Below are 18,842 nucleotides of genomic sequence, written 5' to 3'. Positions count from 1 at the left end.
TTTTCGTCCATATCACCCACGTTCGGCGAGTGAGGCGCACCGCGCGTTATGCGGGCTCGGTGATCGCATCCTCGATCATCGGTATTCGTACCCGAAATACGGTGCGGCCATTGGCGGACTCGGCGGTCACCGAGCCGTGGTGCGCCTTGACAATCGAGCTGACGATGGCCAGGCCGAGTCCGTTGCCGGACCCGTTCGTTCGCGACTTGTCGGCGCGAACGAAGCGCTGGAATAGCCGAGGGAGGATCTCGGCGTCGATGTCGGGCCCGTTATCCTCGACCGTCAGCTCGGCGAACGGCGCCTCGGACCCGTGGTCGTGGCGGGTGATTCCGGTGGTCACGGTGACGCCGGGCGGCGTATGCACCCGGGCATTGGTGAGCAGGTTGCTGACGAGTTGGTGCAGTCGGGCCTGATCACCGCGCACCCAGACCGGTGCGTCGGGCAGGTTGGTGACCCAATTGTGGGTGGTCGCCGTGACCGCCGCATCGTTCACGGCGTTGATGGTGAGGTCGGCCAAGTCGACGTCTTCGGTCTGCAGATCTTCGCCCTCGCTGAGCCGGGAGAGCAGTAGCAGTTGGTCGACGAGCGACGTCATGCGCCGTGCCTCGGACTCGATGCGCGCCAGCGCGTACTCGGTGGTCGGTGGTAGCGCCGAACTGTCTTGGCGGGTGAGTTCGGCGTACCCCTGAATCGAGGCGAGCGGCGTCCGCAGTTCGTGACTTGCGTCGGTGATGAACTGCCGCATCCGCAGATCGGAATCGGCGCGATGCGCCAGGGCGCTATCCACGTTGTCCAGCAGCCGATTTAGCGTGTGCCCGACGATCCCCACCTCGTTGTCGGGGTCGGTGTCCTGCGGCGGCACTCTGGTGCTGATGCGGTGATCGTCGCCGGTGAGCGGCATCACGGCAACCTCCGCGGCGGCCGCGGCGACTCGTTGCAGCGGTCGCAGGGTGAACCCGACCACCCATATGGTGAGTCCCGCCGTGATCAGCAGCGCCGTCGTCACCAGGATGGTGGTGGTGATGTTCTTTTTGGCGATGATCTGCTTGGCCAGGTTCAGGGACACCCCGACCACCAGCACGTCGGAACCCTCGATGCTGCAGTCGACGCGGTAGGAACCCAGGCTGCCGAACTTTTCGGTATGCGGGGGCCCGTCGGTCCACTTCTGGGCTTGGATGGCGCGGACGACGTCGGGCGGCGCCGGCCGTGACCCGTCCTCGGAGAAGACGGCAGAGCCGACTACGACGCCGTCGTGCAGGACGGCGATCAGGTTTCCCGGTGTTTGCCCCGGAAACTCGAGCAGCGCCTCGGCCACCGGGGGAGTGGTGGCGTGGGCCGGGGAATGTTCACCTTTGCGATAGCGGTCGTAAGAGTGTGTGAAGGCGTGCAGCGATTTGGCGACCTCCGCGTCGTTCATCGTGGTGACGTAGCCGCGGAGGGTCAGCACGGAGACGACGCCGACGGCGACCAGCACGATGGTTACGACCAGCAAGACACCCAGCAGCAACTGGCGGCGCAGCGAACGCGGAAGCCACCGGGGGGTGTTCCGGTCGTCGCTCATCGAGTGATTATTCGGGCGGTCGCAGCATGTATCCAACACCGCGCACAGTATGGATCATGGGCTCGCGGCCGGAGTCGATCTTCTTCCTCAGGTACGAGATGTACAGATCGACGATGCTGGTGCGGCCGGCGAAGTCGTAGTTCCAGACCCGGTCGAGGATCTCGGTGCGGCTCAGCGCCCGGCGCGGATTGCGCATCAGGAAGCGAAGCAGCTCGAACTCGGTCGAGGAAAGCGATATCGGCTGGCCTCCGCGGGTGACTTCACGGCTGGCGGTGTCGACTTTCAGATCGCCGACCTTGAGCGACTCGCCAGCCGGCGGACTCTGCTGGCTGGACCGCCGCAGCAAACCCCGCAGGCGGGCGACCAACTCCTCGAGGCTGAATGGCTTGGTCATGTAGTCGTCGGCGCCGGCGGTCAGTCCGGTGACGCGGTCCATGACGGAGTCGCGGGCGGTGAGGAACAGGGTGGGGGTGTACGCGTCGGATTCGCGCACCCGCCGCAGAATGTGCAGGCCATCCACGTCGGGCAGCATGATGTCGAGCACCAGCACGTCGGGGGCGACTTTGTCGAACTTGGCGATGGCGTCGCGCCCGTTGTGGGCGATCTCGACATCCCAGCCTTCGTAGTGCAACGCCATCTTGACCAGGTTTGTCAGCGCCGGCTCGTCGTCCACCAGCAAAACACGGATCGGCGACCCGTCGGCTCGATAGATGCGTGGCAACTGCCCGAGGATGGCCTGGCGTGGCCGCTGGTTGCTCGCGTAACCCGTTATTGCGGTCATCGCTTTCATTCTTCCAAGCCCATATACGGTTGTCACCGAGTTCATAGAGTACTCAAATGTCAGCGTGTCACGGCCGGGGTCCGGCGATGAGGGGTGGTTCGGGCGAGCGCGAATATCGAAGATTTACAATCGGTTTCACGCCACGAGATTTCATCGCTGATCAGGGCGCGCCCGACGGCAAGCACACCAGTCACATCGGACACATCAGTCTCTAGGGGGCCGGCCGATGCTTTCACAATTCGATACGACCGGTGATAGCGAATCCGAGCTCGCAATATGGCCCGCTTTTCTTGGTACTCAAGTGGCCGGTGTGGCAATGGTGCGACAAGCCTGGAAACGCGAAAGCCCCCAAATCCGTTAGGACTTAGGGGCTTTGGCGGTAGTGCTAGGCCCAGCTGGATCCGACGGCACTGTCCGTGCTGGCCATGTTGCTGCCGGCCGCCTGGACCTTTTGGCCGTGGGCGTTGGCCTGCTCGTAGATCACCTGGAAGTTGCGTCCCAACTGGGTGATGAACTCCTGGCAGGCCACCGAACCGGCACCACCCCAGAAATCACCGGCAGCAAGCACATCGCGGACGATGGCCTGGTGCTCGGCTTCCAGCGACGCAGCCTGGGCACGGATCAAGGCGCCGTGGGCATCCACATCGCCGAACTGGTAGTTGATAGTCATCTCGATGTTCTCCTAACGAAAGTCTGGTAACGGCAACAGGTTTGCCGCTAGCTGCTAAGGATCTGCTGCGACGCCTGCTCTTGCTGCTCGTAGTTGTTGGCGTCGCGGATCAAGCCGTCGCGCACACCGTGCAGCATGTTCACGATGTTGCGGAAGGCCGTGTTCATCTGACCCATGGTGTCGTAGGAGGTCGCCTCGGCGGCACCGCTCCAGCCCGCACCCGAGATGTTCTGCGACGACGCCCACATCCGGCGGGCCTCGTCCTCAACTGTCTGGGCGTGGGTCTCGAAACGCCCCGCCATCGCCCGCATCGCATGCGGGTCGGTCATAAAGCGCGTTGCCATATTGAATCTCCCTGTCTCTCTAAATTGCGGAATCTTGTACCGGCGGTCTCAAACGGATGGCAGCTTTCGAATCAGACGACGACCTGTTTGGGCATGACGATCGGCTTGACGCCATACCGCGGTCCGGCGTAGGCACCGGCACCCTTGCCGGCCGCGACCATTCCCGGGCCGCCCGGCATGGCTGCGACCGGCGCGGCTTCCTCGGCGGCTGCGGTCCAGCCGCTGCCTTCGGCAACCGTCGCGCCGACGGTCGTTGCCGGTGCGGCGGTCGACCAGCCAGCCGGCACCGACAATCCGCCGACCGCACCCGCCTGGCCCAGGCTTGCCGACGCCGCTGCGCCCAAGCCGCCGGTCGGCATCACCGAGCTCACCATGGCCCCTTCCGCCACGGCCGCCTCACCGGCGACGGGCGCAACGGAGTCGGCGAGGGCGGCGGGCGTGAAACCTGGAACTGCGCCGAGGGTTTTTCCCATCAACGCCGCGTTCGGGATGGCGTTCATGGTGAACCAAGCCGCGGTGTTAACTCCGCCGTTGACGCCATTGAAGATGAACGGAGTTCCGATCAAGCCGTCGAGCGAGGTGATGAGGTCGCTACCGGTAGCGGCGGGCGCGGCAAGCGACGTCACCGAGTTCGTCAATGCCTGGACGGGCGTGGACACGGTGGACTGGGCAACCGAGGCGGCTTGCAGGCCGGGACCGGCCGGATTGGTGGCCGGCGTCATTGGCGTTACCGGCTGAAGGACCCCAGCCGCCAGCGAAGCAGCCTGGTAGACGTACATCATCGTGGCGTCGCGGACCCACATTTCGGCGTAGTGGGCCTCGGTTGCCATGATCGCGGGTGTATTGATGCCCAGGAAGTTCGTCGCAATGAGGTTCGCTAGCAAAGTCCGGTTGGCGAGGATCTCGGGCGGTGGCACCGTAGCCGCAAAGGCCGTTTCATAGGCTGCCGCCGATGCCGTGGCCTGAACGCCCGCTTGCTCCGCCGCCGCTGCCGTGGTGGTCAGCCAGCTCACAACGGGCTGGGCGGCGGCTGCCGCCGCTGTCGATCCGGCTCCTGTCCACTGCTCGGTGGTCAGTGCCGTGATTATCGATTCCCATTGCGTCGCTGTGGCGCTCAGCTCGGCGGCCAGGTTGTGCCAAGCCGTCGCGGCGGCCATGAGCGGTCCCGCGCCCGCGCCCGCGTACATGAGGGCGGAGGTGATTTCAGGCGGTATAGCTGCGAAATCCAAGACCATTGTTCTGTATCCAATTCTTTTCGACTGGCTAGTTGTGGACTATGTGCAGATGGCCGATTCTCAAACTGCTGTCGGCTTGGGCATGACGATGGGCTTGACGCCGTAGCGCGGGGCGCCGAAGCCAGCGCTGCTACGAGCGCCCGTCACCATTCCGGGCATTCCGGGGACGATCGCCCCAGCGCCGGCCTGCGGCGCAGCGGCGGTCCAGCCGACAGTCTCCAGAGCAGTCGCAGAGCTAGTCGCCGAAGTGACCGTGCCGGCCCAACTGGGTGGTACCGACAACCTATTGCCCACCATGGTGGCCTGGCCCACTGCGGCCATTGGCATCGCGCCCATGCCGGCCATGCCGCCGGCGGGCGCGACCGCAGGCGCCGGCGCCGTCGCACCGGCGAGGTCCGCGGCAGCGGCGGCGTCGGCCTCGGGTGCATTCAGCAGACCACCAAGACCAAGCAGGTCAGACCCGGCGGACGCCCAGTTCCCGCCACCGATGTTGAAATAGTTGGCCAGGTTGCTGGACAGGCTGAATGGTTGGCCGTTGAGGCTGTTGGAGGGACCGCCGAGGAGCCCGGATATAACGTCGATGATATTCCCGCTAGGGGTAGCGGCCTGGGCCGCGTTGGCGGCTTCCGTTGCGCTATAGGTGGTCGAGCTGGTCCCGAGGGTGCTCACGTACTGCTCTTGAAGAGTCTGCGCTTCGGCGGCGATCGTCTGGTATTGGGTGCCATATGCCGCGAAGATCCCCGCCTGCTGAATCGACACGGGGTCGGAGGCTGCTGGCAGGATGGTCGTGGTGGGGGCCGCAGCGCCCGCGTTCTGCGCCGTGAGGTTACTGGTGATTCCGCTCAACAGCGCCTGTGCGGCGAGCAACTCTTCAGGAAGTGCTGTCAGAAACGCCATCTATGCTCCTAGTTGTTCGAAAATGTCGATATCAAGCGGTAAATCGACCCTGTGTGTTCGCGTAACGGACCCTGTGCGTTGGCGGTAAGGCTAACGACCCATGACTCCACAGTCCGGATCGAAAGGGCCAGGGTGACAGCCGTTTACGGCTTCTTAACGAGGAAGCTTGCAGTTTTAACAAGGTCCTGCCGGACGACATAGAGATGTCACCTGAGTTGGGTCAGCAACAAGGGAACAGATGCGCGGCCCGCGCATCTTAGTCGACCGGCGACCGTGACGCACATCGCGATTTTGGCGTGTTTCGGGGTGGGGTGCGATGCCCCGGAGCTGGACTCCGCGCGCTAGATTCGCCGCCGAGCCCCCATAGCCCAATTGGCAGAGGCAGCGGACTTAAAATCCGTCCAGTGTCGGTTCGAGTCCGACTGGGGGCACCTGAAACAGCAGGTCGACAAGTTGGCTGGTCAAGCCGATGACGGAAAACGGCGCTTTACAGTCCTAAGTGGGTATTTTGGCGGCAATCTGCTGGGCGATGGCAACGGCGGAACCGGGCAGCAACCTGACGTCGTTACTATCAATACAACTCTCGACGTCGACGACGACGTTATTGACGACGGTCAGCGCTCGTTGACAACGCCCTACTCCATCGCCAAAGTCTACGTTGGCGCTCAGCATTCCGTTCGCATTGGAGACCGGCCCCACACTGTAGAGATCGGCGTGATGCTCCCAGGTGACGGCGAATTTTGAGCACGTCGGCCACTGTTGGGCGGACGCGGTGAAGAAGGCGCTGGCATCATGCGCGGAGCGAAGCAACACCACCGCCTGTCCCGCCTTAATTTTGTAATACTTGCTGTCCCGCAGTTGTTGGTTGCGCACACTGGTCCAGCCGCTGCCGTCATAGGCCGCCTGCTCTGCGGGCCCAAACAAAGGTAAGCAGTTCTTATCCGCTACGCGAGTGGTGTAGTCGCCCGTCATCGACGTCGGGACCCAGTCCCCATTCACTGTCATTCCGGTGGTGCCCATCGCGGTGTTGATTTGCTCGGGGTTGAGCAGCAGCCCCTCCAGCGCACCCTCGACAACCAGAGGGGGCCCGGCCGGGGTAGTCGGCGCGGCGGCGGTGCTGGTGGCGGAGGGCTGCGAAGTGGTGGAGGGCCGATGCGAGACGTTGGTGATGATGATGCCCGCGATCACGGCGGCGACCAGGAGGGCAGCGCCGATCAGAGCTTGCCGGCGTTGACGCGGCGGGGCCGGAAGAGCCTCGGGGAGTGGCTCGTCGGCGGGTTCGGGTTGCGAGGGAGGAGGCCCGCCTTGCCGAGTGGCGGTGAGGGTCGGCTCGGCGGTGAAACGATTGGGTGCCGGCTCCGTCGCGGCGAGGAAGGCGGGATTGGCCGCCGGTCGGGCAAGGGGGACGGCGATAGCGTCGCGCGCGGCATCCGCCAACTCGACGGTCGTCGCATACCGCTGGTCCGGGTCTTTAGCCATGCCGGTGGCGATGACGCGGTCGACGGCTGCCGGCACATCGGGTTGGTCGGCCGATGGCCGAGGGGGCGGGTCGCTGAGGTGCGCGGCGACCAGTCGGCCCATGGTGTCGCCGGCAAACGGTGGGTGGCCGGTCAGGGCTTCATACAGCACGCAGGCCAGCGAGTAGATGTCGGCGCGGGCATCCTCGGGCCGGCCGTCAAGACGTTCGGGCGCGATGTACGCAAAGGTGCCAATGGTGTTACCAGTCTTCGTCAGCCGCGTGTCATCCGCGGCGCGAGCTATGCCGAAATCAATCAAGTACGCGAAGTCACGGTTATCGAGCAAGATGTTGGACGGCTTGATATCCCGGTGGATCAGCCCAATCTCATGAGCGGCATGCAAAGCTTCTGCCACCTGGCCAATGATGCGCACCGCGCGCGCCGGTTCCAGCGGTCCTTCAGCCAACACCGCAGCGAGGTCACGGCCCTTGATCAGCCGCATGCACACGAACAGCCGACCCGCTATCTCGCCGTAATCATGAATCGGGACCACGTGGGGTGTTTCCAATCGTGCCGCGGCGTGGGCTTCGCGCCGAAAACGCCGCTGAAAGTCCTGGTCCTTGGACAGATTCGGGGGCAGGAGTTTGATGGCGACGACCCGGTCAGTGACGGTGTCGTGGGCGCGCCATACCTGGCCCATCCCGCCCTCGCCGAGCAGCGATAGCAGCCGGTAGCGTCCGAATTCCACCTCGTCCATGGCAGGGCCTTCCGCCATCCACCCAGGTGGAAAATGCTACTGGCGCCAGCGGGTGATTGTGTGGGTTTGGTATGGGTCGACTGCCCTGCAATATGCCGGTCGGCAGCCTTTCTCGAAGCGCATCCGCCAGGTCTATCGACGGCTGGCGACCGCTGAGGCGGTTGCCGAAATCTTGTTGGTGCGACAGCGGTGCGCTGAAGGAAGCCGGCCCGGGCCGTCGTTTGCGCAGACTCGCCCTCGGGTGTCCGAAAAGGAGAAGCTAAGCGCTGGTCGCCAGTAGGCTTCGCGTATGCCGTTGAAAAACGGTGATGTTTTCGCCGACTCCGTTATTCAGCGATTCCCGGCCGCTGGTGAGACGGGCGACGTTTACCTGGTTCAGCGTCCGGTCCAGCAGGTCGAGGCTTCCGCCACTGTGGGTGACTGGGACATCGTGCTCACCGCGTTGGGAAATCTGACCGCCCCCCAGCGACGTAAAGCACTGGTGGATGAGATGACGGCCCTGCATCAGGCGGGGCAATGGAATGCCGTCGTGGCCGCCGGCCGGGCGCTCGCTCTAATCGACCCGGACAACTCTGACCCGGATGGCATCGTCTCCGACGCGCGGGCCGAGATTCGCGAGACCGAACTTGCCGACCGCTACGCGCAGGCAGTCAGCCACTTAGACCAAGAACAGTGGCAGCAAACCGCCGGCCTGCTAGCCGCGATCGAGCATGAGCAGCCGGGCTACCGTGACGCCGCCGCGCTGCTCGAGACAGCCGTGCAGAAACTGCGCGAGACGGCAGACGTTACGCAACGGGTTACGCCACCATGGCCGCGGCCTCAGACGACTCCGGCGGCGCCGAGAACGGCTACACCGCCGGACTTCGCGGCCGCCCAAAGACGCTGGCAAACCAGTAGCTGGTTCGTCGCCGCCGTTGTTGTGATCTTTGGAACGGCCCTCGTTGGCGGCCTCGGTGTCTGGGCCGTAGTTCAAAGCTCGAATTCGTCGAACACGTCCACGTCGACCTCGGCATCAACTTCCACGGCAACCACTTCGGCTCCCTCGGCGTTCGCTCCGGCGTCGGGTCCGAACGAGACGATCGGCGACTACATCAACAAAAACAACATCCAGGAGACGGTGGTCACGCACGGCACACCGGGCACGCCGAAAATCGACCTCCCAATTCCCTTGGGCTGGAAGGGGATTCCCGAAGGCGTCGACGCCCCGTACGGCGGGATCGTCTATAACGCGCCGAGCGATCCCAAGGACCCGCCCAAGATCATCGCGGTCGTCACGAAGTTGACGGGTTATGTCGATACGGACAGGCTGCTTGCCGTCGCATCCGGTGCGGTCAAAAACTGGCCAGGCTATATCGGCGGCGACGGTCAACGGAGCACGTTGAGTGGCTACCCCGCATACCAGATTGCCGGCTCTTACACCAAGAACGGCGTCACCCGAATGGTTGCCCAGAAGGTGGTGGTCATCGAAAGCAAGACTGGAGTCTACGTACTGCAGCTCAATGCCGAGGGTCCGCAGGCCGAAGCCAACGCGTTGAATGATGTGACCGGTGTGATCGACCAGGAGACCACAATCACGCCTTGATACGTGGATGGATCACCGAATCAATTCGGCCGAGGAGACGTGCGCAATGAAGGTGTTCACCACCCGCCACGATGAGGCAGCACCCCCGCCGCGGTACCGGCGCCCGGGTGCTCTCATTGCGGCTGCTGCGTTAATCACTGCTGCCGGAATAACTTCGTCGGGGCCAGGGGAGCCGGACAACGTGCCTGGGGGCATGACCGGCACCAACACCCGGTGGTCGACGCGATTCTCGCTGATCGCGACTGGGTGGTGGACACCGGATCCGACGGCGCCCCCGGCGGCGGCATCCCAACTGGCGGTACCGCCGGCGGCGGCACCCCGCCCCGCGGCACCCCCAGTGGCGGGACCTCCGGTGGCGGTACCGGCGCCTCCTCCACCTTCCCAAGTGCAGCTACGGCAGGACCACTCGTTGGCGGCGGCTTTTGTGTCGATTACCAATAACGCAGACAAGCCTGCGGTGGGTTGCGTATACAGATCCGTTGCGGTGGCGGGTACCGCCGCGGCAATCAAATGGAACGACTCCGTTAATTTCACCGTGACCGGCTCGCAGGAGACAAAGATCAAATATCGCGGACCCGCGACAGGCTCGACCTTTCACGACACCGTGACGTGCGACAACGGACTTTCGGCCAGTATGGACAATGTTTGGTGACTGATCTCTTCGCTGCTTGACGTCGACGATGGAGGCGCTGCAAACGGCAGACCATCAAGATTTGGCAAGCGTGAATTGGGCGACGTCGGTGTAGCCCTCGCGGAACAGGTCGGCGCAACCGGTCAAGTACTTCATGTACCGGTCGTATACCTCCTGGGACTGAACGGCGATCGCCTCGTCGCGACGTGATTCAAGGGCGGCCGCCCACGTGTCCAGGGTGCGTGCGTAGTGCAGGCGCAGCTGCTGGACGCGCTTGACGGCGAACCCCGCTCGCTGCGCGTGCTCCTCCACCGCCTTGGCGTTGGGAAGGTCCCCACCTGGGAAGATCTCGTCCATGATGAACTTCATGAACCGCAGCTTGGCCATGGTGATGGGCAGCCCTCGCTCGGTGAACTCCTCTTCGCTGGGCTTGATGATGGTGTGCAACAGCATCACGCCGTCAGCGGGAAGCGCCGCGTAGGCCATCGCAAAAAAGTCGGTGTAGCGGTCACGTCCAAAGTGCTCGAAGGCCCCGATTGAGACGATGCGGTCCACCTTCTCATCGAACTGCTCCCAGCCCTGCAACAAGACACGCTTGCGTCGCGGGCTGGGGTGATCGTCGAGCCGTCGTTGGGTATGCGCCTGCTGATTGCGGCTCAGCGTCAAGCCGACCACGTTGACGTCATATTGCTCGAGCGCCCGGCCGATGGTGGCCCCCCAGCCGCATCCGATATCGAGCAGGGTCATGCCGGGTTGCAGCCCGAGCTTGCCAAGTGAGAGGTCGATTTTGGCAATCTGCGCTTCTTCGAGTGTCATATCTTCACGTTCGAAATACGCGCAGCTATAGGTCTGCGTCGGATCCAGAAAGAGCCTGAAGAAGTCGTCGGAAAGGTCGTAATGCGCCTGCACATCCGTGAAATGCGGCTCAAGACTGATGGATTCACTTCGATTTTCGGGCACCGCAGCTACTTTCTGACTTCGATTTCTGTTGAGCTTAGCCGCGTGCGGCTTAAGCCAAACGCGGCCTGATCTGGGCGTACCACCCTTGGCTACCCAACGAGCACCGCGACAGTGGCGGGCGCTTTGTGGCCCGCACCACTAACGGACCACAATCGGCCATCGCGCTCGCTGAAGGTTACACGGTAGCTATGCAAGCGGGACAACGGCATACGCACGATCCCGTGCTGAATGCGTCCCGATGCTTGCATTTGCCCGCTATGGTTTGCTGATAACGCCGTCCCAGCCTCTGGGTCGAAGCCTGCCCGCAGGAGGTGGGGCTTGATAAAAGATGCAATCAGTGTCGGCGGTGTCGACCTTGCCGATCCGGGCACGTATCAGCGCGGCATGCCTTACGAGGCATTCCGTGAGCTTCGTCGACGAGCCCCCGTTGCCTGGCACCCGTACAAAGACGGGCCCGGTTTCCTGGCTCTGACCGGCTACGACGAGGTGCAGGCTGTCTCGCGGGACATTGCCACGTGGTCGTCGCAGGCAACAGGCGTGATGTTCGAAATCCCGCGCACCGACCTGCCCCCGGTCATGTTGCAGATGGATCCGCCTCGGCACACCGCTTTGCGCAAGTTGGTCAACAAGGGCTTCACCCCCCGGCAGGTGGCGCGGCTGAACGGTCACCTCGCGGACATGGCGCGGCAGATCGTGGATGAAGTGATCGAGCGGGGCGAATGCGATTTCGTCGACGACGTCGCGGGCGCCCTGCCGTCCTACGTCATTGCAGAACTGCTCGGCATCCCACTCGAAGACGGTCGCCGTCTCTACGAACTGACCGAAATGCTGCACACCGGCTTCGTCGGCGACGGCGCCAACGAGCGAGCGCTCATGCAGATGTTCCAATACGCAACCGAACTCGCTGCGCGCAAACGTGCAGAGCCCGGCGACGACATCGCGACGTCTTTACTCCAAGCCGAAGTCGACGGCGAGCACCTGACCGACCTGGAGTTCGACCTGTTCTTCTTACTGTTGATCGATGCCGGGGGCGATACGACCCGCAACCTGGTCGCAGCCGGCATCCTCACGTTGATGCAGCATCCCGCTGAATGGCAACGTCTTGCCGCAGATCCTTCGCTGATGCCGACCGCGATCGAGGAGATGCTGCGGTATACCTCTCCGGTGACAGTGTTCGTGCGCACCGCAACGAAGGACACCGAATTGCGCGGAGTACGCGTCAAGGCGGGCGACCGCGCGGCGATGTTCTACCCGTCTGCCAACCGCGACGAGAGCCGATTCGCCGATCCCGACCGCTTCGACATCGGCCGCGCGCCGAATCCCCACCTCGCCTTCGGTGGCGGCGGGACCCACTTCTGTCTCGGTGCGAACCTCGCGCGCGCGGAGGCGTCGGCAATCATCGCAGAGGTGATGTCCCGGATGGATGGCCTCGAACTCGCCGGCCCGGTGGAACGGTTGCGGTCAAACCTGATAAACGGCATCCGGTCGATGCCCGTCCGGTTCACACCCGCGCGGCGCCTCGCAGCCAGCGCCCCCGCGCCGAGGTGACTAACGATCCGCGGGTCGACGGTGTCTCGCGCCAATACGATCAGTGGGAGTATCCGCCTCCAGTCATGGACCTAGAGTCGTGGACCAAGAACCATTGGGACTGGTTCGATCCGTTCTGGGCTCATCGTGTCTTGTGGCCGAACCGGGAATATCGGCCGGACCTTGACATCCTCATCGCGGGTTGCGGAACCTACCAGGCGGCGGTCTATGCGTTCATGAACCGCGGCGCGAAAGTAGTGGCGATCGACGTCAGCCGTTCTGCCCTTGACCACCAGCAATATCTGAAGGACAAGCACGAGCTGGAGAACTTGGAGCTGCACCTGCTTCCGATCGAAGAGGTGTCATCGCTTGGACGCGACTTCGACCTCATTGTCTCGAGCGGGGTCCTGCATCACTTGGTCGATCCGCTGGCCGGACTCAAAGCGCTGGGCGAATGTTTGCGCACCGAAGGGGCTTTGGGTGTCATGCTCTACGCGAGGTACGGCCGGCTGGGCGTGGAGATTCTGGAATCAGTCTTTCGCGATCTGGGCCTGTCACAGGACGCAGCCTCAGTCCAATTGGTCAAAGACGCGATGGCGCTCCTGCCGGGGGAACACCCGGTCCTGACCTATCTGAAACGGGCGCGCGACTTGCTGACCGACGGCGCCCTGGTCGACACGTTTCTACACAGCCGACAGCGGAGCTACACCGTCGGGGAGTGCCTAGACCTGGTCAGCTCCGCGGGGCTCGCGTTTCAGGGCTGGTTTCACAAAACGCCGTACTATCCGAACGACCTTCTGATGCCGGCCAATGGGTTCAAATCCATGCTGGATCGGTTGCCCGACGCCGAATTGTGGTCGGTAATGGAGCGCCTGCAGACATCTAACGCCACCCACTTCTTCATCGCTTGTCGCCCCGAACGCCGGAAAGAGGATTACACGATCGATTTCTCGTCGATCGGAGCACTGGATTTCGTTCCCGTGGCACGTACGGCGTGCTTGCTACAGGGTGACGAAATCCTCTCGCCCGGAATGAGATTGAAGCTCGACCGCCATCAGCTGCCCTTCGTCCAGCACGCGGACGGACGTCGCACGATTCGCGAGATCGCCGAATGTGTGGCCACGCAGGCCAACGTGACCGAGGACGGCAAGTCCAACTTGCAGGAGTTTGGCCGCACCCTCTTCCAGTCGCTGTGGCGCCTCGACTTTCTGGCAATGGGTCTGAACACCAGTTAGTACGAGGTCCGCAATGCGCAACGGGCAGTTTGAATCTGAGGCCGAATTCCGGCGCCGAATTCTCACCCCCGAATTGCGACCATATGGGACCATGACCAGCACGGTCCCCTACCAGCAGCAAAGGCGGAACAAGTGAGCATCGCGATCATCGTCGTCGTCGTCCTCGTGGTAATCCTGGCGATCCTCGTGTTCTTCGTGATCGGCGTGTACAACGGGCTCGTCCGCGCGCGCAACGCCTTCAAGAACGCCTTCGCGCAGATCGACGTTCAACTGACCCGACGTCATGACCTGATCCCGAACCTCGTCGAAACCGCGAAGGCTTACATGGCCCACGAGCGCGGCACCCTCGAAGCGGTCATCCAGGCACGAAACGCCGCGGTCACCGCCCGGACGGCGGCGGCCGCCGACCCCGGGGACCCCGCTGCCATGGGTCAGCTGTCAGCCTCGGAAGGCGCGCTGAGCGGCGCCCTCGGCCGGTTGCTTGCGCTGCGCGAGGCATATCCGGACCTCAAAGCGAATCAGAACATGATGCAGCTCTCGGAGGAGCTGACGTCGACGGAGAACCGCGTTGCTTTCGCCCGCCAGGCCTTCAACGACTCGGTCATGTCCTACAACAACAAGCGCGAGGTGTTTCCGGCCTCCATGTTCGCGGGCATGTTCGGCTTCGCCCCGGCAGCACCGCTGGAGGCCGCTCCGCCGGAGCGCGAAGCCCCGCGCGTTCAGTTCTGACCTGGTTCATGGACTTCTTCGAGCGTCAGCGCAAGGTTCGCGCGACATCGAAATGGTTGGTGATCCTTTTCGTCTTGGCCGTTCTCGCAATAACCGCGATTGTGAATTTCGTGTTCATCGCGGCGATCGCGACCCGGGAGACGGTAACGCCCCAGCAGCTGGTCACGCTATCGATTGTCGTGAGTGGCGCAGTGCTGCTGATGATTTCGGCAGTCTCGATAGTCAGGACGCTGATGCTGCGCCATGGTGGCGGGGTCAAGGTTGCCGAGAGCCTTGGCGGGGTGCCCGTACCACCGATGCCAACGGACCCGAAGCTCAAGCGGTACCGGAACGTCGTCGAAGAAATCGCAATCGCTTCGAGCACGCCTGTGCCCGTGCTCTATTACCTGCCACACGAACCGGGTATCAACGCGTTCGCCGCCGGATACACACCGGCCGATGCGGCCGTGTGCGTGACCCAAGGCTCACTCGACCGGCTCAACCGCGACGAACTGCAGGGCGTGATCGCACACGAGTTCAGCCATGTTGTGAATGGCGATATGAGGTTGGGGATCAGGCTCATCGGCGTGCTGGCGGGAATCACCGCGTTGTCGGTGATCGGCCGGATGCTGTGGTACACGGGCGGCGGACGCAGCCGCGACCGCGATAACAGCATCCCGCTGTGGGCGGTGGGGTTGGTCGTGCTGGCGGCAGGGTGGATCGGAGTCTTCTTCGGACGGCTGATCAAAGCCGCCGTCTCCCGTCAACGGGAGTACCTCGCCGACGCCTCAGCGGTCCAATTCACCAGGCAGACCAGCGGATTGACCGGCGCGCTGAAGAAGATCGGTGGGCTGGAGGCGGGCTCCCAGCTGCACAGCCCCAAGACCGAGAACGTCAGTCACATGCTGTTCGGGCCGGGATTGAACTTCTCTGCGCTCTACGCGACCCACCCACCACTCATCAAGCGCATCCAGGTGCTCGAGCCTGACTTCACTCCCGCCAACCTCGAGCAGCTGCGCCAAGGCTGGTTCAATCGGCCGCCGGACGGCTTGGCGGAGGACTCCCGGATGGGCCTCGCGCAAGCTCCGGCTCAGCAAGCACCCCGACGTCAGCTCAATCCCCGCGAATACACAGCGGCCGTGGGGAATCCGACTGCCGCGTCATACCACGCGGGGAGGCGCATCCGCGCGGAGATTCCGCAGCAGGTAGCCGACCTTGCGCACAACGCCGCCACCGCGGTTCCGTTGATCTACGGGCTCATCTTCGACCGCAACGAGAATGTCCGCCAGGCCCAATACCAGATCGTCGCGCGGCATCACGGCAAGCAGATGGCCGATGAGGCCTGGCGATGCGCGGCCGAGCTGGTGCAGGTCGACCCGAGCTTGCGCCTGCCCGTGGCATCCATCGCGTTTCCCGCGCTGCGTGGTCGCCCCGAGACTGAGCTGCGACAGGTGCTTTCGGTGGTCGGTGAACTGATCAACGCCGACGGGCGGATCGATATCTTCGAATATTGCCTTGGCACACTGGTTTTCGTCGGCCTGAACGAGGCGTTGACGTCGGGATCGCCGTGGAAGAGCAGGCGTCAGAGCCTGGCCAGCGCCCAAAGCGCCGTCTGCTGTCTCATTGCGTCGCTGGCGCAGACCGGTAACAGCGACCCGCGGGCCGCGGCAGCGGCATTTCAGGCGGGAATCTCGGTCGCTTACCCCCAGGCACGGATTCCGTTCGTGCCGATCAAGAACGTATTCGAGCTCGAACAAGTGTGGCCGGTTATCGACGGACTCGAGGGCAACGACAAGGCCACCCTCGTCGCCGCCGTGGTCACGACCGTAATGGCCGACAGGGTAATCACTTTGGAGGAATCTGAGCTGCTGCGAACCGTCTGTGGTGTGCTGCACTGTCCGGTTCCGCCCGTCGTCTAGGGGAGGAACGATGCCGCAATTCGACGGCAAGGTTGTGTTCATCACCGGCGCCGCACGGGGCCAGGGCCGCTCGCACGCGGTCCGGTTCGCCGAAGAGGGCGCCGACATCATCGCGTTCGATCTGTGCGATCAGATCGACAGCGTCGCGTATCCGATGGCAACTCGCGAAGACCTGGATGAAACGGTGAACTTGGTGGAGAAGACCGGGCGTCGCATTGTCGCCGAGCAGGGTGACGTCCGGGATTTCGAGCGGCTGAAGGTCGTTGTCGCGCACGGGGTTTCCGAGTTGGGACGGGTCGACTTCGTCCTCGCCAACGCCGGGATCATGCCCGCCGTAGGTGACGAGCGATATGACGTCTCAGCCTATATCGACGCGGTGGACGTGTTGCTCAACGGTGTCTACTACACGATCGAGGCGGCGCTGCCCGCATTGTTGGACCACGGTGAGGGCGGGGCGATCGTCATCACCAGCTCAGCCGCCGGCCTGAACAGCGTATGCCCGGCCTTCAGCGTTCGAAGCCACGGCTTTGCCGGCTACCATGCTGCCAAACACGGCGTCGTGGGGCTGATGCGCTATTACGCAACCACGTTGGCGGAAAAGAACATTCGCGTCAATACCGTGCACCCGAGCGGGGTGGCGACACCGATGATCCTGAACGAGGCCGTGGCACGAAACGTGGTCGAACATCCCGAAGGCAACAGTGGGCTGCAAAACCTGTTACCGGTCCCAATGGTGGACTGCGCCGACGTGACCGAAGCAATGGTCTATCTGTGCCGGCAGTCCGGCCGCTACATCACCGGCATCATGCTTCCCGTCGACGCCGGATTCAACGCCAAGTAGCGTCGGCTCTCGTGGTCGACGATTTTCACCCTGATCTGCGCAGGATCGCTAGGTTCACACCCAGCCGCGGGATGACAATGACGTCTCGGACGTTGCCGATTGCCCGAACGGTGGTGGCGCTGCGCGCTTTCGGCGGCCCACGCGACGTCGAAGTGGTGTCACTGGGACCCGGCGTCGGTGTGCGTGTGCACAGACCACCGGGGCTTACGGGACCGGCGCCGGGTCTGCTGTGGATTCACGGCGGCGTCTACGTCATCGGCTGTGCCGCGCAGGACGACAGACTGTGCCGGCGGTTCGCCAGTGCGCTCGGCGCCGTCGTCGCCTCGGTCGAATACCGCGTGGCGCCCGAGCATTCGTATCCTGCTGCGTTGGACGACTGCGAGGCCGCGCTGAAGTGGCTTCTTGCTCAGCCGGATGTGGACCCGTCGCGCATCGCCATCGGCGGCGGCAGCGCTGGGGGAGGTTTGGCCGCCGCCCTGGCACTACGGCTGCGTGATCAGGGATCTGCTGCGCAGCCGGTGATCCAGTTGTTGACCTACCCGATGCTGGACGATCGGCCGGCGTTCCGCCCGGATCCCGAGCCCGAGCGCCGTCGCATGATGGATCAAGGCATGAACCGCTTCGGCTGGGAAAGCTACCTACGTGGCGCCGACCCGAACCGCGCGGTTCCGGCCCGGGCCACAGACCTCACCGGTTTGCCGCCCGCATGGATCGGCGTCGGCACCCATGATCTGCTCTTCGCCGAGAGTCTTGAATACGCCGACCGGCTCAAACAAAGCGGCGTCCCATGCGCGCTGGAGGTTGTGCAAGGCGCGTTCCACGGTTTCGACCTGCTGGCGCCGAAGAAAGGGGTGTCGCGGCAGTTCTTCGAGAGCCAGTGCGCGGCGCTCACCGCGGCACTCGGCCGCAAGTCGCGGTAAAGCCACCCTGACCGCCGTCGTCCCGGCAAACTGCGACTCATACACTGGCCCATCGTGGGCATGCTCTTTGGCTTGACGCCGTGGATCGTCTTTTGGGTGCTTGTCGGTAACGTGCCCTTCCTGGCCGCCGTACTGGTCGCACTGGCGATCGCGGTCGCCGGGTTCGCGATCGGGCGGGCCGCCCGAAAGCCGGTGACTTTGCTCGAAATAGGCTCTATCGCAACGTTTTCAGTGTTGACCCTGGTCGTAATCGTGGTCAGCGACTCGTTCGCGGCACACTGGATTCTGCCGCTCGGCACTGCGGGGCTCTTCGTCGTCGCACTAATCAGCGTGCTGGTCGGCAGGCCGTTCGCGCACGAGTTCGCCGCGGCCGAACACCCCGCCGACGTGGTCAAAACCGAGCTTTTCGGCCGGTTGACCAGGGTATTGACCTGGCTCTGGGTGGGCACGTTCGCCGGCATGACGGTGTCGTCGCTGATCCCGACGTTCGCGCACGCCGGCACTCCGCTGTCCTACGTATGCTACTGGATCATCCCCTTCGGGCTGTTCGGCGCGGCGGCCATCGCATCGCGACTGCTGCCCGAGAAGATGCTGGCCGGGATCGACGACGTCGCCCGGGAGACGTCGTTCGTCGCGTACGACGAAGCCACCATCGACGAGTTGTACTACCTCGCTCAGCAGCATGCCGATCGCGAAGTAGGGCCGGGCAAAGAGGCCTACAACGTCAAGGTCGGCGGCATGGGAACCCCGCTGACCGGCGACGAGTCCCGCAAGTCGTGGCCGTCGACCTACAAAGTGCGCGACAAGCGACACTGAT

At 63.7% G+C, this 18,842-nt stretch carries 16 protein-coding genes and 1 tRNA gene; 9 read left to right on the top strand and 8 right to left on the bottom strand.

The features are described from left to right. Window positions 1-46 precede the first annotated feature (46 nt). From A9W99_RS14845 to A9W99_RS14820, 6 genes are all read right to left on the bottom strand, one after another. Window positions 47-1,561 carry a cell wall metabolism sensor histidine kinase WalK gene (locus A9W99_RS14845; protein WP_067379034.1) on the bottom strand — a complete coding sequence of 505 codons (1,515 nt, stop codon included), beginning with the start codon at window positions 1,559-1,561 and terminating at the stop codon, window positions 47-49. A 7-nt stretch (window positions 1,562-1,568) separates the two neighbouring features. Then, window positions 1,569-2,342, bottom strand: a complete 774-nt coding sequence (locus tag A9W99_RS14840; protein ID WP_067379144.1) for a response regulator transcription factor — start codon at window positions 2,340-2,342, stop codon at window positions 1,569-1,571. A gap of 385 nt (window positions 2,343-2,727) precedes the next feature. Further along, window positions 2,728-3,012, bottom strand: coding sequence for a WXG100 family type VII secretion target (locus A9W99_RS14835; protein WP_067375055.1), 285 nt, complete (start codon window positions 3,010-3,012; stop codon window positions 2,728-2,730). Between the two features lie 47 nt (window positions 3,013-3,059). Beyond that, window positions 3,060-3,356, bottom strand: coding sequence for a WXG100 family type VII secretion target (locus A9W99_RS14830; RefSeq protein ID WP_067375057.1), 297 nt, complete (start codon window positions 3,354-3,356; stop codon window positions 3,060-3,062). Window positions 3,357-3,427: 71 nt separating this feature from the next. Beyond that, window positions 3,428-4,591, bottom strand: coding sequence for a PPE family protein (locus A9W99_RS14825; RefSeq protein WP_067379031.1), 1,164 nt, complete (start codon window positions 4,589-4,591; stop codon window positions 3,428-3,430). 60 nt (window positions 4,592-4,651) lie between these two features. Further along, window positions 4,652-5,488, bottom strand: coding sequence for a PE domain-containing protein (locus tag A9W99_RS14820; RefSeq protein ID WP_067379028.1), 837 nt, complete (start codon window positions 5,486-5,488; stop codon window positions 4,652-4,654). A 357-nt stretch (window positions 5,489-5,845) separates the two neighbouring features. Between A9W99_RS14820 and A9W99_RS14815 the strand changes: the two genes are divergently transcribed. Next, window positions 5,846-5,919 (top strand) — tRNA-Leu (locus A9W99_RS14815). Window positions 5,920-5,983: 64 nt separating this feature from the next. Here the strand turns inward: A9W99_RS14815 and A9W99_RS26855 are convergent. After that, window positions 5,984-7,702 (bottom strand): serine/threonine-protein kinase PknH/PknJ, encoded by a 1,719-nt coding sequence (locus A9W99_RS26855; RefSeq protein WP_172828881.1) that lies wholly within the window; start codon window positions 7,700-7,702, stop codon window positions 5,984-5,986. A 289-nt stretch (window positions 7,703-7,991) separates the two neighbouring features. On the opposite strand from A9W99_RS26855, the gene A9W99_RS26080 reads away from it, so the two are divergent. Continuing rightward, window positions 7,992-9,284, top strand: a complete 1,293-nt coding sequence (locus tag A9W99_RS26080; RefSeq protein ID WP_156623108.1) for an LpqN/LpqT family lipoprotein — start codon at window positions 7,992-7,994, stop codon at window positions 9,282-9,284. A gap of 706 nt (window positions 9,285-9,990) precedes the next feature. Here A9W99_RS26080 and A9W99_RS14795 read toward each other — a convergent pair. Then, window positions 9,991-10,875, bottom strand: coding sequence for a cyclopropane mycolic acid synthase family methyltransferase (locus A9W99_RS14795; protein ID WP_067379016.1), 885 nt, complete (start codon window positions 10,873-10,875; stop codon window positions 9,991-9,993). 384 nt (window positions 10,876-11,259) lie between these two features. On the opposite strand from A9W99_RS14795, the gene A9W99_RS14790 reads away from it, so the two are divergent. From A9W99_RS14790 to A9W99_RS14760, 7 genes are all read left to right on the top strand, one after another. Beyond that, the gene (locus A9W99_RS14790; protein WP_371514964.1) at window positions 11,260-12,423 is read left to right on the top strand and encodes a cytochrome P450; all 1,164 of its coding nucleotides are present in this window, start codon (window positions 11,260-11,262) and stop codon (window positions 12,421-12,423) included. Further along, the gene (locus A9W99_RS14785) at window positions 12,420-13,637 is read left to right on the top strand and encodes a bifunctional 2-polyprenyl-6-hydroxyphenol methylase/3-demethylubiquinol 3-O-methyltransferase UbiG (RefSeq protein WP_067379014.1); all 1,218 of its coding nucleotides are present in this window, start codon (window positions 12,420-12,422) and stop codon (window positions 13,635-13,637) included. Before A9W99_RS14790 ends, A9W99_RS14785 begins: the two co-directional genes overlap by 4 nt. Window positions 13,638-13,769: 132 nt before the next feature. Further along, window positions 13,770-14,366, top strand: coding sequence for a LemA family protein (locus A9W99_RS14780; protein ID WP_216639730.1), 597 nt, complete (start codon window positions 13,770-13,772; stop codon window positions 14,364-14,366). 8 nt (window positions 14,367-14,374) lie between these two features. Continuing rightward, window positions 14,375-16,264, top strand: a complete 1,890-nt coding sequence (locus A9W99_RS14775; RefSeq protein WP_067379011.1) for a M48 family metallopeptidase — start codon at window positions 14,375-14,377, stop codon at window positions 16,262-16,264. A 10-nt stretch (window positions 16,265-16,274) separates the two neighbouring features. Beyond that, complete coding sequence (locus A9W99_RS14770) at window positions 16,275-17,105, top strand: mycofactocin-coupled SDR family oxidoreductase (protein WP_067379007.1); 831 nt, start codon at window positions 16,275-16,277, stop codon at window positions 17,103-17,105. Between the two features lie 77 nt (window positions 17,106-17,182). Then, window positions 17,183-18,025, top strand: a complete 843-nt coding sequence (locus A9W99_RS14765; protein WP_253869874.1) for an alpha/beta hydrolase — start codon at window positions 17,183-17,185, stop codon at window positions 18,023-18,025. Window positions 18,026-18,079: 54 nt separating this feature from the next. Further along, entirely contained in the window at window positions 18,080-18,841 is a 762-nt protein-coding gene (locus A9W99_RS14760; protein ID WP_067379005.1) for a hypothetical protein, read from the top strand. The last annotated feature ends 1 nt before the right edge of the window (window position 18,842 follow it).

The organism is Mycobacterium sp. 1164966.3 (assembly GCF_001665395.1).
Lineage (GTDB): Bacteria > Actinomycetota > Actinomycetes > Mycobacteriales > Mycobacteriaceae > Mycobacterium.
Note: the sequence above shows the minus strand (reverse complement) of the source record. Positions and strands in the feature narration are given on the sequence as shown.